The following is a 15,759-nucleotide window of genomic DNA, read 5'->3' as shown; positions in this document are numbered from 1 at the left end:
GCATTTAGCAACAGCAAAAATATGATTCTGGTACAAATAAATGATACGCTAAACACAAAATCAGGATTTCTAGCGACATCTTTTTAATGCTATTCATCCAAAAAGTTAATTGATAAAAATATTCGGATGCTTGCGGCCGCCATTTTTCTTTCTTCAGTTTTTCAATAAAAATTGGATACATTGGATTTTGGCCAACTGTAATCGTAAAAGCTTTAGAAGCCAGTCACTTTTACTTTAGAATCAACGGCGCGATTTAAATATATTTACTCCCTGTTACTTTTTATATGAGTTTCGTCAATCCTCCATGTATCATTTGTTTAATTAAGATGCCGTTTGAATCCTATATTGCTACACCCAACATATAATGACTATATAGACTAAGGGGAACTCTCTTTGCTTCCATCACTTCCACCGAATTATGAACGCTGAAATTATACAATAAGAAAATCATTTCTCGTATTACAAAAAACGGTATAACTAAGTAAATAATTTATAAAATAAAACAAAGGATTTTGATTTTAACGTGCTACTTAATTATGCCATCCGCGATCCTCATTAATTGTAAAGATAATTTCTTCATGGTAAGCAAAATAAAGGGTGATGTAAAATATAAGATTAATAAAATTTATGTTCTTCATTTACATAATAGAAAAGTAATTCCCTCGTAACCAGAATAGTTTGAATTACTCGAACAGATGAAAATCTCCGTAAATATAGCTTGATATATAAATCTTTCTATTCGAAAATACAGTAACCTAAGTATACTATGAAAGGAGTAAATAAATTGCTCACAAGTATCATTGTTTTAACCCATAATCAACTCCCTTATACAAAGGAGTGTATTCGAAGTATACGAATGTATACAAAGTCAGAAGAATACGAATTAATCGTTGTCGACAATGCCTCCACAGACGGAACAACGGAATGGCTAACAAGTCAACCTGATATTATAGTAATTAAGAATATAACTAATATGGGGTTTCCAAAAGGTTGTAATCAAGGGATTTTAAAGGCAAAAGGGGACAACATTTTATTGTTGAATAACGATGTTATCGTAACAGAGAGATGGTTAACAAATTTATTACGGTGTTTGTATAAACACGAAAATATAGCTGCTGTTGGACCCGTGACAAATAATGCCTCCTATGATACCGCCATTCCAGCTACTTATACAACTCTAAAAGAAATGCAACAGTTTGCGTCTAGATATAATATGGGTGATGAAAACAAATGGGAAAGACGGTTGAAGTTAATTGGATTTTGTTTATTAATAAAACGACACGTCCTAGATGAAGTTGGTTTATTAGACGAGCAATTCACACCAGGAAATTATGAAGATGATGATATATGCCTTCGAATCACGCAACTAAATTATACATTTTATTTGTGTAAAGATACATTTGTACATCATTACGGAAGTCTATCTTGGAAAAAAGATATACAACAATATGCACATGTTTTAACTGAAAATTCACAAAAATTCAAAAATAGATGGGGGTTCTCTGCTACTACTTTAAATATCTATACGGGCTTAGTAAATCAACTACAACAAAATATCCCTTTTAAAAATGAGTTGCGGATTTTGCATGTTGGATCAGGATGTGGTGCAACATTATTAGAAATACAAAACCGATATCCACATTTCAAGGTTTTTGGTGTAGAAAATAACTACCATGCACACTTGTTTTCAAAACAAATAGCACCTACATTATGTATGCCTTATGAGAATATAACTAAAGCATTCATCAACACTAAATTTCATGCAATTTTATTAACCATTCCTCCTCAAAACAGCAGTTAGAAAATATATGTAATTCTCTCTCGTCACTCTTAACAACTAATGGTTTAATTTATATACCAAATGAAAATTTATAATATAAATTTCGCTTCTATTCCTATATTCATTTTTTCAAACGCTAAAAGAAAATTGTGCCATCAAAAGAAGGAAAAAATCTTTTATCCCACATCAATACCAACAGAAACACCTATTTTTTATACGATTTGTATTTCTATTTATATTAAGAATGGACTCAAATTTCCTACCTCTTAGATTTCGTCTAATCGTAGCATATAAAGTATATCCTTGTCCTTCTACTTCACGATTTTTAGCAAAGTGAACAAGGTCAAGTAACATCCTCCTTTTCTTTGAACTACCTCCCTTAGAAGTGAGGGATTCCTAAGTAAATAGTTAGAACGAACTCTAATTTATTAGGATAACTCTGCAATCCTTGCAGTTAGAAAGATTTATTGATACTTGCGTTTCTATTTCTATCATGGTGTGTAAAACAAGAAAGTCAGTCCCATTTACTTAGGTTGGGACTTTTAACGTCTTTATTTTGATACTCACCACAAGAGCACGTACCATAGTCAAACATTTTCTTGTTTCTTCGTATGCAGGATCCCATAGGGATAGGAAATGATTGCATACAAAACGAGAACAGCCAATCGTTTTATTGATTAAAGTCGCTTGTGTTTGATTTAGATTGATACGAAACGTATAAGCTGTATATATGTCTGTGGAATAAGTAAGATCGCTTTCTTTCATCCCTTGTCTGAATCCCTCACTACGCGTTCCTTGAGAAAGGAATCCCCTTGGTTAAAATGGTAAAATAACCTAACAATTTATATATTATTGGCATTTTTCAGCTTAATATTGTATTTCAATCCTCCATAAAATGGTGTTATTGTTATATCAAAATCATATATGTTCAAAAATAACTTTTTAATAGTATATTTCATATTCTCCTTGAACTCCCTCAACTTCAAACCGCTAACAACAAAATCTCTTTTCTTGATATTTCGCCTCTATACTATTTTGTCTTGATTTGTTCAAACCATCTTTGGAACTCTGTTCTACTATGCTTACCGCTAATACGGCTCGATTCCTTACCCTCCTTAAAATGAATAATAGTGGGAGTACCTGTTATTTTATACTCATCCCAAGGACCATCTAATGTTTCAATATCCATAACTTTCATATCAATATTCAAGTGTTGCGCCATCGGTACTATAATTGGAGATATTTTTTGACAATGAACACAAGAAGTTTGATAAAAGTAAATTATTTCTTCTTTGTTCTCTTCTAAATTTTTTTGAAGATTTGAAAAGGAAATTTTGTTTGTGTAGTAGTCAGAACTATTTATTTGACTACTATTAACATTATCCTTTTGCGTATTAGTGGAATCCGTTTGTTTTTCTATTTGTACGATAATTAAAATTGTTGCAAACAAGATGCTAAGAATACCACCGAATATGAACATTTTTTTCATTTTTTCATCTCCTTGTTTGTTGTTGATTACAATGAAACTACAGACAGCGCTTGTGAAAAAACGATAAGTGTTGAATTCTCAGAAAAATATAAGTTTCCTAACTTAGCAACACATAAAACGCCTTATTCAATTCATAAATAATTTAACCTTTTATCGCCATCTGGATACTCCTTATATAGACTTTACAACCTTTTTATGTTTTTGATACACACGTAATTTTATAAAAATGTTAATTTAAAATCGAGCAATAGTATAATTACAGATAACCTTCATCAAATTTACTCTTTACTTATATATACTGATTTTGATAATAAGTAATACATAGTAAATATCTTGCAATGTTAAATGATATAACTTTTTAAGTTTAAGACCGGCAAAATTAAAACAACCTCCATAAGGAGGCTACATAGTCATATTGATTTGAAAATCAAATTATTAGTACATGCTACACTATCATCAACTGGCCAAATATACATGTTTGGATTTACTTCCCCTATTTTAAAATAATTGTATTTTGCTGTTTTTCTACTTTTCTTATTTTTTCTACAGGAGCTCCTACAGGATTGTTATAATTAATATTCCCAGCTACATCTAACTCATAAGCCTGATAGATTACCGTATACGAATCATCCGTTTCTTTCCTGTCTATCATATTAATAACTCCTTTAAAGATAACTTCTTTCGTTCGATTATCGAGAGAAAATCCTAACTCCTGTAGTTTCTCCCAAATCATTGGATTGTGTTGAGAGATTACCCTGAATTTATTATAAATGCCCAATCGAATCCACGTTAGATAAGTATCGACATAGTCCGTATAGTACCCTGCAATTCTAGAGATTCCTAATAGTTTTGATGCATATATAGGTTTACTCAATTTAGCAGTTTTTATAACAGCTGTACGAGGAGCCACTTCTAAATTTTCTGGTAAAATTCGAACAAACTTTATTTCAATATCTATAGTTTTAGTTGCATTCATATATCCATGATTATAATTAAATTCAACAATTCGATCAGTTTGCGCCTTAAGAATATCTTCCAAACCACCTGATAATGTAAGTTTCAAGGGTTCTTTCGCTCCCACATTCAGAATATGTCTGACAGATAATTCCTTACTCATTTGATAAGTCGTTACTATTTCTTGAGTTGATGCGGTTATTTTATTGGTGTAAAACTGATTAATGACTTTCATATCAATAGTCTGATACTGATTTGAATTAGAGTCCGGTCTAGGTGCTTCCAAATATTTATCTGCATTGGGATTAGAAATCTGCAATGTGTCAATACCAGTAATTGTATTTGTGTTACTATGATAGCCATCTATCGCTTTAAGGATTTGCTGAAGTGTTACATTGTCTTTTGAAATTGCATTTAACTTATTTAAAACACCTTGTTCTTGGCTTGGTAAAATTAAATAATTAAGACAAACAAAGTTATATGAGTCCCCTTTCCAATTAGTTTGTTCATGTAAATCGTCAACTTCTACAAGATGATTTATAGTTTCATACATAGAATAAATACGCCTATGATTACTTGCATCATTCTGTTCCACACACCCCTGAAAAAATACCTGTTTCATATAAATCTCAAGATTAGTTGCTGTAAAGGAACTAATGGTGTGCTTAATACCCCAACAGGTGGAGCGATTTTTAACATTTTATTATATCGTTTCATACGTTTTCCTCCTTATGTATGTTGCAATTTAATTTTATCAAAAAAGAGCAGACACATAATACAAAGAAAGGGATTTTACAAAGGGATAATTCGAATTAGTACTTTTACTATCAACATAAAAATATAATTTCACCTTAAATGGAATTGGAACCCTTATTTCAGATTTAATTCTACAATTATTAAACTACCTGGTGAAGATGAAAAAATACGTACATGACAAAAAGAATACATTACAGTTGCAATTCAAATAGGATGTGAACTACCCGCCACTTAACGCTCTTACGAGCTGTTTGAAGTGGGGGCTTCTCGGTTAGTCGTTACTTTTATTAGCTAACGAATTAGTCGTAAGACCGCGAGCTATCTCCCATGTCCCATAGTTCTTTGATACGATTTATGATAATTCTAACAAACGTATAGCTTCGTTTTTGATGTTGATTGCAGAATTATAATCTCTATCTATTGACGTACCACAATCACAAACATACACTCGTTCAGATAGTCCTAAATCCTTTACGTTTCCACAATTACTACATGTCTTTGTAGAAGGAAACCATTTATCAATTCTTATAAGCTGTTTGCCTCGTTCTTGTAACTTATAGGCTAAAAAAGTCGTGAACATTCCCCATCCATTATCAGTAACACTTTTTCCAAAGTTTAGTGCTCGTGACATTCCTTTCATGTTCAAGTCTTCAATTGCTACAACACCAAAGTTGGTAACTAATTCTTTCGATTTATGATGAAGAAAGTTCTTACGTTGATTTGCTACTTTTTCATGCAATTTAGCTACAAGAATCCGTTGCCTATTCCAACGCTCTGAGCCTTTTATGCGTCTTGATAATACTCTTTGAGCCTTTGCTACTTTTTCTAATACTTGACGGTAGAAGCGAGGATAATTGGCTTTCTCATTCTCACTACTTGGTTCTGGTGCAACAATAGTGGAATGTGAAAAAAGAATAGAAGATTCCTAACGGAATGGAACTTTATGCTGTTAAACCAAAGAGTTCATTGATAAGATATATCTGCTTTTGGACAGACTTCTCCCCTTGGAGAGTTTGTCCTTTTTTGATCATATGCATAGCTTCTATTCCAGTAATCATTTTTATAGCTGTAGGGAATGATTTCAATCCTAGCATATTCCGAATCCGTTTTTTGATAAACCGATGATCTTGCTCAATGATATTGTGTAACTACTCAGCCACCTTTCGGTGTCTTTTTTAAATTTTACTAGTTTCATATGCCTCCCATTTGTAAATACTGAGTATATCAAACAGGGGAGGTGAATCTTATGGTCGATCGAAAAATTATTTTAGATACATATAAAAAAGGACCTGAAGCTGTTATTTCTTTATTTGAAGAAACATTTTCTAAGTTAGAAAAACGTATACAAGAACTAGAAAATGCTTCAAAAAAAAACTCCAAAAATAGTCATAAGCCACCTTCTACAGATGGTTTGGGTAAGCCCGTTACAAAAAGTTTGCGCAAACCGTCTCATCGTCAAACGGGTGGCCAGTTGGGCCACAAGGGACATACTCTTGGTTTGACAGCGACTCCAGATCATACGATTACACATTCTCCTACATATTGTACTTGTTGTCATACTTCCTTGAACCACGAGCCTGTAAAAGGGTATCGCATTCGCCAAGTGTATGACTTACCACCTATTCAGATCGAAGTGACAGAACATAAAGTAGAACAGAAAGAATGCCCACATTGCCATTCTATCCAAGAAGCCCAATTTCCTTCGACAGTATCTCGTCCTGTTCAATATGGTCCAAATATAAAAAGACTGATTCCCTATTTAACGCATTATCAATGCATTTCTTTGAAGCGAACAAAAGAATTCTTTCAGGATTGTTTTGGACATTCTATAAGCGAAGGAACCCTGGTAAATCATACACAGGCTTTCGCTTCTCAATTGCAGCCATTCATAAAAGAAGTAAAGGAAAAGATTCTGCAGTCTCCTGTTGTCCATTTTGATGAAACTGGTATGCGTGTAGAAAACAAAACACAATGGTTACATACTGCCAGTACACCGGAGGTGACATTGCAACATATTCATCAAAAACGTGGAAAAGAAGCAATGGATGCTGGAGAAATCTTGCCATCTTTTTCTGGAATTGCGATGCATGATGGTTGGAAATCGTATGATGCGTATACAGATTGTCGTCACGTTTTATGTAATGCCCATCTCTTACGAGATTTACAAGGAATTATAGATAGTACTGGAGAACAATGGGCACAACAGATGCAGAAATTTCTAACGCAAGCGTTGACGATGAAAAAGCAATCCGAAGGTACCATGCCAAAAGCGACGCAAAAGAATCTGTTTATTATGTATCAATCCATATTGAAAGAACAACAGATTCTTTCCACGAAACAAAAGAAGAAAGGAAAGCAGACGCCTTCTCAAAATTTATGGAATCGCTTCGTCAAGTATTCTGACAGAATTCTAGCGTTTTTAGAACATCCAGCCATTCCATTTGATAACAATCAAGCAGAACGGGATATTCGGATGACGAAAGTAAAACAGAAAGTGTCTGGGACTTTCCGAAGTAAGAAAGGCGCAGAATCTTTTTGTCAGATACGAAGCTTTATGAGTACCATGAAAAAACAAAAACAATCGGTCTTACAAGCGATAAACCAAGTCATAGAAACTAGAACGGTTCCTTGGAATAACACGACTTCATAAGAGAATTTCTCTATTTGGCATAGATTCTTTCTCTGATTGGAGTATTTTCTTTTCATGTTTTCGAATCGGAAACATGTATTTGGCCTGTTTTTTTATTTGAAGAAGCTGAGTAGTTACTATTTTTTTACACGAAGTGGTATACCGTGTGGTATACACTTTTCTTCCTTTAGTTCACGTACTGCAACAGGATAGGCTTTATCGCCATCAGCAGTTATCGAACGAGGTTTTGTGGCATGAACAGAAGCCAAGGCTTTCTTTAGAAAACGTTTGGCAGCCTTCGCATCTCTTTTACGACTTAAATAAAAATCAATCGTGTTTCCTTCAGAATCAATCGCGCGATATAAGTACATTTTCTCTCCTTTGATTTTGATGTATGTTTCATCCACACGCCAAGAATCATTGGTTGGTTTCAAATGTTTTCGAATACGCTCATTTAATTCTGGTCCATATTGATGCACCCATCGCATAATTGTTGTATGTACTAAGAATAATCCTCTTTCCTCCATCATTTCCACTAAATCACGAAGACTTAAGTTGTACCGCAGGTACCAACGTACGGTTAATACAATGATATCAGGCTGATACTGTTTCCATTTGAATATATTTTCTTTTTCCATACTGATCACACACCTTTTTTTAGTAATAGCACCAGTATTGCCAAGTTTGAAAGAGCATTTTCAAATCATTTCGCTTTTTTGCACCAGAACCTCCAACTGAGAGGCCTCTAACCAATTCTTAATCAAGTGACTATGTAACACGCCTTCTGATTAAGGCGTGAAAAAATCTTATAAGCTTGGCAAATTAATCTTTCCACCGCTGGTAATCGTCGCACCTTTGGAAACATTCGTTCTCATCCAAACTTGATCATTCTCCGTATCCTAAGACGCTATACCTACGTCGATGGATTAACACGTATATTCCCAAACAGCGCCAATGATCCGCCCGTTGCGCCTTTAGGTCCCGTAGGCCCAGTCGGTCCTGTAGGGCCAACGGGTCCTGTCGCACCTGCATCTCCCTGAGGTCCCTTCATCCCTTGAGGTCCTTGAGGTCCTTGTATACCGCCTATCCCCGGAGGACCTGGGTCCCCTTGAGGTCCCTCTGGTCCTTGAGGCCCTGGATTTCCTTGTAATCCTTGTGGTCCTTGAGGCCCTGGCAATCCCTGCGGCCCCTGTAATCCTGAAAGTCCTGTTGGGCCTATTGGCCCTGTAGGTCCTGGTATACCAAATGATGTAATTGCTGTAATAGAAACTAAGGATAGAAGTATATTAAAAAGTTGATTTTTAACGGCAAGGCTAGAGGGTATTAATTCTGCTATAAAGATAGAAAGTGAATTATATAGAGCTTGTAATAAATTCGCAATTTGACTAACCTCAGGTGCTCCAGCTAACTGATTCACTGTTGTTAAAAGAAGAAACATACTGTATCTAGTCGCATTACGTCCATCTACCGTTGGAAATTGATCTCGTAAAAAGATGTATAATTGGTTTAATGATCCCTGTAATTCTTGACGATTAATAACGTCTGGATTTGCAAAATAAGCTGTGGCAGTCGTTTGTAGAATAGAAAATAAGTTGATGAGCTCCGTTTCTTGTATAGGTGTAATAGGAACAGTTGGTGTAATCATAGGTATTATATTTCCACTCATTTATTTTCCCCCCTTTTATACTGTTTTGTGAATCTGGCAAACAAGAAATATACCCTCCATTGTAAAATGACGTTTCTTGAAATATAGTGGATATATTGTAAATCAAACTATATTCCCCTCCTAATCAGCTTTCGATTCATGTATTCGGTATCCATTTTTGCAAACTAGTGAAACTATCTTTTTGTGTTTGTCAGAGGGAAATATAGCCTGTTTCTAACACCATTCTACATACCTAACATAATTAGTTTTATATGATGTGCAAATAGATATAGACCGTGTTTATTGTAGGGAATATTAGTGGTTAGGGGTTGGATATACTTCATTCGAATGAATGAGAGCTACTAGAAAGTGAATCGAGGTTAATAAGGAGTTTTAGTAGTATGTCCAGTTTCATATTAATCCCTCTTTTTCATTCGATACTGTATGTTATGAAAAAATATTTTATGTTGTGTTAGATCTTTGTCCAATTCCATTAAAAAGAGTTAAAATTCTTTTCAAATTTATAACAATATAAAAATGGTACCCTTCAACAGCTGGAAATCATACATTGGTACGAGACAATTGAACTACCCCCACTTTCACTTCGTTTAGAAGAGGGGGATTCCTAAGTAAAGAGTTCTATCGAACTCTAATTTATTAGGCTATCTCCACAGTCCTTGCGGTTAGAAGCCTTATCGCTTCATTCTTTAGATTGATACTTGCGTTAATATCCCTATCATGGTTTGTAAGGCAAGAAGGGCAGTCCCATTTACGTAGGTTTAGATTTTTAACGTCTTTGTTTTGATATCCACAACAAGAACATAATTGGCTTGAAGCAAATGTTTTCGATACAACAATGACTTGTTTGCCGTACCATTTTGCTTTGTATTCCAACATAGTTCGAAACTGAGACCATGATACCTCACTAATTGCTTTTGCTAACTTATGATTCTTTAACATATTTGATACTTGCAAATCCTCTATACCGATAACATCGTGGTTTTTGATGATTTCAGTCGAGATTTTGTCCAAGTAATCTTTTCTAGCATTCGTCATGTATTCATGAATTCTAGCTACTTTTACTCGTTGTTTATTCCAGCGAGAAGATCCTTTCATTCTTCTAGAAAGAACACGCTGTGCTTTTGCCAACTTCTCTTCTAATGATCGAAAAAACTTCGGATTTTCATAGGTTGTTCCATCTGACAAAATGGCGAAATCTTTTAGTCCCACATCCATTCCAATGTAAGAGTTTGTTTTCGGAAGTTCTTGCACTTCTGTTTCAACTAACAATGACACAAAGTATCTGCCAGAAAGGTTCCGTCTAACTGTAGCATTTAAAATACGTCCTGTTACTTCACGACTTTTGGCAAATCGAACAAGACCTAGTTTTGGCAATTTTATTTTGTTTCCTACAATGGCAATGTTTTCATTTGTTTGTTTTGTGGTATAAGATTGTACGTTGTTCTTCTTAGATTTGAAACGCGGGGCATTGTTTTGTTTTTTGAAAAGGCGTGTATAAGCATCCGCAAGGTTGCGAACAGACGACTGAATCGCGATACTATCCACTTCTTTTAGCCAAACAAACTCTTTCTTCATGGCAGGGAGTTTGGCAGAGCATGTACCATATGTCAAACCTTTCCCTGTTTCTTTGTATGCATTATCCCATAGAGATAGGAAATGATTGAATACAAAACGAGAACAGCCAATCGTTTTATTGATTAGGGTTGCTTGTGCTTTATTTGGATAGATACGAAATTTATATGCTTTATTAATCATCATTCATTTCACCTCCATTTCGGTATGTTTCTATTGTACAACAAACATGCGTTCGGTAGATAGTGAAGTAACAGTTTATGTATGTCGAACAATTAAGATGGCTTCCTGCCATCCCTTGTCCGAAGCCAATTCATCTCCCACCTACTAACTTCGCGTTCCTTGAGGAAGGAGTCTTCTTGGCTAAAATGATAAATCATTTGATACTCCCACGGCTAAAGCCGCAAGTCCTACACCTTACGGTGTAACGGATGGGATTCCTGAATGACGAAACGTTCGCAGTCCATTTCTGTTTTGAACAGCCTTCAAGATGAGGGTGTGTCATCCCCCCTCCTAAGACAGACCATATAGGTTCTTAGGCTGATTGACTATTACCGCCAACCACAGTTGCGTAGCGAATATTCATCGCTCCAACGTATAGAACTGAAACAAACAGACAAAAAAATAATACCAGCATTTTGGATACTTAAAGTGCCACAGACCTTACGGTTTTTTGGTAGCACTCCGTATCCAACCTCACTTTCATCCCATGCCGTAAGACGATGAGCTTTCTCGTTTGGGAAGGGCTGTAATTATCACATGGCTTTCAGTGGACCTGACTTCTATGAGGATATACACACACTTTACCAATGGGCAAATTACACCTAAAATAAACAGAGAGCTTTTCTCAAAGAATCTCTCTGCATAACGGCTGAGAAAGAAACAAGGTCCTTATTGTCGTTCTCATATATAAAATTGTGATGGAAGCGCACCTTTTTAGGTGATCAGATAAACGGAGGTTTTATTCTTCCCCTTGTTTCTCTACAAGCTTTCGCAATTTACGCTGTATTTCTTCATCTGGTAGATACGTCAGTACCTGCTCATAATGCGAAATCGCTTTTTCCTCCTGTTTGAGATGTTCATAACACTCACCCAATTGTTTATGTGGAAACCACGTGCGAAAGGCAATTTTATCTTGAGACCAGGAATATGTTACTGGTACTTGGAGAGCCAGCTCATACCAAAACATAGCGGTATGGACATCTCCTTTTCGTAAGAACGATTCTCCTAAACGGCAACAAAATACAGGTTGCGGCATTGCATATGCCAGGGATTGAAATGCCACCTCTTCTTCTTTTTCTATATTTTGTATAAAAAAATAACACGAAGCAAGTTCATTTAGAATAAAGAGCCGGATATCTGGTGCAATCCCTGGTGTCTTTAAGTAAATATTAAATATGTCAATCGCATCCTCGTAACGTTCGTGCATTGACAATTCTCTGCCGTAATGAAATAAATCGTGTGGTGTTAATGTGCCGCCTCGTTTCAGGTAACGTTCATATAAGTCCAGATTCCGTATGGAACGCTCATTATTTGGTGGTTGGTGCGTCACGACAATATCACTGGCCCAAATGGTATCTGTCGAGGGCACTTCAATATGCTCATGCACCACACCCGTCCATCGATATTGTTTTTCTCGCTTGAATAAGCGATGGCGGATGACACTCCCCGTCACATTACCTTGTACATCAAAATCAGCATGGTATTTCATCGATACGGCATCCACACTTTGGTCTAACACATTTTTTAACATCCTCAGCCTGTTCGCCTCTTCTCGCATCAGCACATCGTCTGCATCGAGCCAAAAGATATAATCCATGGTAGCATGTTGAAATGCTTCATTCCGTGCAGCTGAAAAATCATACACCCATTTGAAATCATAGACGCACTTCGTCCATCTGTTTGCTATTTGTTTCGTCTGATCTGTAGAACCGGTATCCACAATAATAATTTCATCGGGTATTCCTTTTACAGATTCTAGACAACGTTCCAATACATGTTCCTCATCTTTTACAATCATACATAAACTAATGGTAACCATATTTCTCCCCCTCATGGCTTGAGATACTTATCGGGTGTAAAGCGTTTTGTTTCATATATATATGCACAAGAGATCACACCATACATGAAAAGATATACCTTCTTACGCTATGTAATACACTTTCCCTTCCTACGTACATCAAAACAAACGCTCACTACCTTTCCATCGCCACATGCAAAGATGGTTTCACGATGTTTCTCAAATCCACAGAGGCACTTATATTTTCTATCTTACGCCTTTTTCTTTTCAGTGCATTTGGGGCATGTTTGACTTGTATAAAAAAGACTTACATATTCAACCTTTATACCAACTACTTTCGCATTGTACTCAATGAATTGCACGAGGCGATAGAATAAACAAGTATGTGAATTTTTTCTTTTTTAAGGCGTATTCTTGTATACACTACCGACACACAGCCCTGCTGATACAATGGCGAAATTCAAAGGAATGACTTCTAAAAAGTAAGAGAGGCATTTCCTCATCTTCAGCACTTGCCAAGCCTGTGGACTCGTTCCTATTTTGTTTCTACTGCTGGAAATGTATCAAGTGAGACTATACAACCGTATATAGACAGTCAAAAAACGAGGAGTGAAACTGTCTTCCCTATCGTACACATATGCTAAGCAAATTTCAGTTCCCTGTATCGTCTAACCTACACTCTATACTCACTTAGATTACCTTTAAGTATCCTACCGATACCTAATTTTTTTCATATTCATCTACAAACTTTTTTGTCTTTTTTCTAACTTTCTAATCCGTTTCTCCATCTTTTTCGCCAAAAGAAATTTCAAATATATGAAAATTATTATCCTTACTACAGAACCTCCCCTCTTTTTTGAAATTGCTCGATCTTATACTCTAAAAACTGTTCGTATTCTGCAATTCTTTTTGAAAGCTTCTCAGCAAGTTCACCACCCCTTATAGCCCCTGGCAATTAATCCCGAAACATTTTTTGAATATCTTCCTCATATACTGTGTGATCTTTCTTAGATGGTTTTTAAAAAATTCCTTGAGAGATAAGGATGGTGTGGTGAGAATCCCTCATACCTAAATAATCATAGTAATTTTTAGGTATGATTATTTGTCTTTTCCCTGTAATTTTTTTATTTTCAATGAACTCAAATTCCTTTTCAAAAAAGATAGCGCTTGTGTCAGGCGCCTTATTTAATTGATTGAATACAATCATTAAATCTGAATCCGATTAAAGTCTTTATTATTCTAAAATTTCACATAATACGTTCCTATTATTGACGATTTAAAGAGATTAGAAGAAGTTCCAGGAAACATCATTTTTAAGACTTCACCATTTGCATTTTCAATGGTAGCTACATTATTTATAATTATTTCCAAATGTTTTTTTACGCCATCTTATACTATTACAAAGATGTAAGAATAGTGTAATAGAATTCGATAGAAATAAACGCAGAGTACGGATAGACTAGAAAAAAGTTAGTAGCCCTACTGGTTAAAAGGGATATCAACTATACATTTTATTTTTTGGAGGAAAATGAACTTGGGAACGTACCTACTATCCATTAAAACTGCTTTTCTTATATTTCTAATTGTTGTCGCTATCGTCTCCATTCCATTTTTATTGTGGCAATATAAAAAATATGGTTATATTCATTATTTTCATACGTTTATTGTGTATTCTTTGTTACTATATGGCATATCCGCATATTGTTTAGTTATCTTCCCTTTACCAGATACGTTCAATACCTGTAGTATACAAAAAGCAGGGATGCAACATTACTCTTTAGTTCCCTTTACATTTGTTACAGATTTTTTAAGGGAAACGAATATTGTTTGGAATTCTCCCATTACATATAGTAATATATTTAAAGAACGTGGGTTCATACAAGTGACATGTAATATGCTATTATTATTTCCATTAGGAATATATTTACGTTATTATTTCTGTTACAAAATTCTGCAAACATTACTTATTATCAGTTCAATTTCTCTTTTCTTTGAAATAACACAATTAACAGGGGTCTATGGTCTATATAATTGTCCCTATCGTTTATTTGATATTGATGATATCATTCTAAACATTGGTGGAGGCATAATTGGCTTTTACGTCGTTTCGATAATTTTCTATAACAAAAAAATAATATATAAAAATAGTTATATAAAAAACTCTAAAGCCTAAAACCAGCATTTTTATTACTTCCCTTTTCGAAGAAAGTGGCAAAGAATCTATATATCTATTGCAGCGGAAAAGATAAACTAAAAATAACCCTAATATTTGATTTTGAGATTTTTTTCATTACGGTACGTGAAATTATAAATTTCCACCTTAACATACCTCTTTTTGCTTGTATTACTTATCTCCACAGAGATATAGGTAATTTTAACCTGTAGTTTAGCTGCGGTTTCCCTACTTGTATTTTCGGTATCATGTTTAAAACGTACAATAAATTATTCTGTTGCAAAATTTTAAAAAAACACAAATAGTTTAAGCGGTTCGGCATAACTTCTGTAATACTTTGTTTGTATATAGCGTGAATGGTTTTAATTTCTTTAATGGTACGTGAAGCAGGACGAAAAGTTTGAAATCCTGTGGAATTCAAACCAACAACCTTTAATATGTCTATGATCTTGTTCAATGAGATTTTTGAGATACTTAATGGTACAATGTTTCGTATCCGCATAAAAAGAATGCGCAAAGTAGAGCGGGAGCCTTGTCTGTTACGAGAATCTTTGGTTCTTCAAAAACTTTCACTAACTTTTTCATAAACATATACTCAGCCTGATACTCTCTGTTTTACGAAGTTGGATATCCAAAGTATATCCTTCATACAGCTACATCCGTTGTCTTTTTATGATTATTTACCCTTGTAAAAAGTTATTTTTATCATTATCTGTACCT

At 34.9% G+C, this 15,759-nt stretch carries 7 protein-coding genes and 8 pseudogenes; 4 read left to right on the top strand and 11 right to left on the bottom strand.

Annotated features, from left to right (window positions below; genetic code table 11):
• The first annotated feature begins 784 nt into the window (after positions 1 to 784).
• Positions 785 to 1,875: pseudogene (locus MHH55_RS31390) on the top strand (glycosyltransferase family 2 protein).
• A 476-nt stretch (positions 1,876 to 2,351) separates the two neighbouring features.
• Here the strand turns inward: MHH55_RS31390 and MHH55_RS31385 are convergent.
• From MHH55_RS31385 to MHH55_RS31365, 5 genes and pseudogenes are all read right to left on the bottom strand, one after another.
• Positions 2,352 to 2,545, bottom strand: a pseudogene (locus MHH55_RS31385) (helix-turn-helix domain-containing protein); the annotation flags it as partial.
• A 265-nt stretch (positions 2,546 to 2,810) separates the two neighbouring features.
• The gene (locus tag MHH55_RS31380) at positions 2,811 to 3,269 is read right to left on the bottom strand and encodes a thioredoxin family protein (protein WP_078187336.1); all 459 of its coding nucleotides are present in this window, start codon (positions 3,267 to 3,269) and stop codon (positions 2,811 to 2,813) included.
• Positions 3,270 to 3,762: 493 nt separating this feature from the next.
• On the bottom strand, positions 3,763 to 4,845 hold the full coding sequence (locus tag MHH55_RS31375) for a hypothetical protein (RefSeq protein WP_078187337.1): 1,083 nt from the start codon (positions 4,843 to 4,845) through the stop codon (positions 3,763 to 3,765).
• Between the two features lie 486 nt (positions 4,846 to 5,331).
• Positions 5,332 to 5,856, bottom strand: a pseudogene (locus tag MHH55_RS31370) (RNA-guided endonuclease InsQ/TnpB family protein); the annotation flags it as partial.
• A 64-nt stretch (positions 5,857 to 5,920) separates the two neighbouring features.
• Positions 5,921 to 6,127 (bottom strand): annotated as a pseudogene (locus tag MHH55_RS31365) (DDE-type integrase/transposase/recombinase); the annotation flags it as partial.
• A gap of 98 nt (positions 6,128 to 6,225) precedes the next feature.
• Here MHH55_RS31365 and tnpC point away from each other — a divergent pair.
• Complete coding sequence (gene tnpC, locus MHH55_RS31360; RefSeq protein WP_100910632.1) at positions 6,226 to 7,629, top strand: IS66 family transposase; 1,404 nt, start codon at positions 6,226 to 6,228, stop codon at positions 7,627 to 7,629.
• 128 nt (positions 7,630 to 7,757) lie between these two features.
• On the opposite strand, the pseudogene MHH55_RS31355 reads toward tnpC, so the two are convergent.
• The 5 genes and pseudogenes from MHH55_RS31355 to MHH55_RS31330 all read right to left on the bottom strand — a co-directional run.
• Positions 7,758 to 8,246 (bottom strand): annotated as a pseudogene (locus MHH55_RS31355) (IS6 family transposase); the annotation flags it as partial.
• Positions 8,247 to 8,521: 275 nt separating this feature from the next.
• Complete coding sequence (locus MHH55_RS36560; protein WP_078188168.1) at positions 8,522 to 9,274, bottom strand: collagen-like repeat preface domain-containing protein; 753 nt, start codon at positions 9,272 to 9,274, stop codon at positions 8,522 to 8,524.
• A 636-nt stretch (positions 9,275 to 9,910) separates the two neighbouring features.
• Positions 9,911 to 11,032: an IS200/IS605 family element RNA-guided endonuclease TnpB gene (gene tnpB, locus MHH55_RS31340; protein ID WP_340882104.1), complete on the bottom strand. Its 1,122-nt coding sequence runs from the start codon at positions 11,030 to 11,032 to the stop codon at positions 9,911 to 9,913.
• Positions 11,033 to 11,807: 775 nt separating this feature from the next.
• The gene (locus MHH55_RS31335; RefSeq protein WP_078187608.1) at positions 11,808 to 12,887 is read right to left on the bottom strand and encodes a tetratricopeptide repeat-containing glycosyltransferase family 2 protein; all 1,080 of its coding nucleotides are present in this window, start codon (positions 12,885 to 12,887) and stop codon (positions 11,808 to 11,810) included.
• Between the two features lie 233 nt (positions 12,888 to 13,120).
• Positions 13,121 to 13,261: pseudogene (locus MHH55_RS31330) on the bottom strand (zinc ribbon domain-containing protein); the annotation flags it as partial.
• 126 nt (positions 13,262 to 13,387) lie between these two features.
• On the opposite strand from MHH55_RS31330, the pseudogene MHH55_RS31325 reads away from it, so the two are divergent.
• Both MHH55_RS31325 and MHH55_RS31320 read left to right on the top strand, forming a co-directional pair.
• Positions 13,388 to 13,510 (top strand): annotated as a pseudogene (locus tag MHH55_RS31325) (transposase); the annotation flags it as partial.
• 890 nt (positions 13,511 to 14,400) lie between these two features.
• Positions 14,401 to 15,039 carry a VanZ family protein gene (locus tag MHH55_RS31320; protein WP_139362520.1) on the top strand — a complete coding sequence of 213 codons (639 nt, stop codon included), beginning with the start codon at positions 14,401 to 14,403 and terminating at the stop codon, positions 15,037 to 15,039.
• A gap of 334 nt (positions 15,040 to 15,373) precedes the next feature.
• Here MHH55_RS31320 and MHH55_RS31315 read toward each other — a convergent pair.
• A pseudogene (locus MHH55_RS31315) lies at positions 15,374 to 15,686 on the bottom strand (DDE-type integrase/transposase/recombinase); the annotation flags it as partial.
• Positions 15,687 to 15,759 lie beyond the last annotated feature (73 nt).

Origin of the sequence: Bacillus sp. FSL K6-2944 (genome assembly GCF_038005385.1) — a bacterium.
GTDB classification, from domain to species: domain Bacteria; phylum Bacillota; class Bacilli; order Bacillales; family Bacillaceae_G; genus Bacillus_A; species Bacillus_A cereus.
This window is presented reverse-complemented; position numbering and strand designations above follow the sequence as displayed.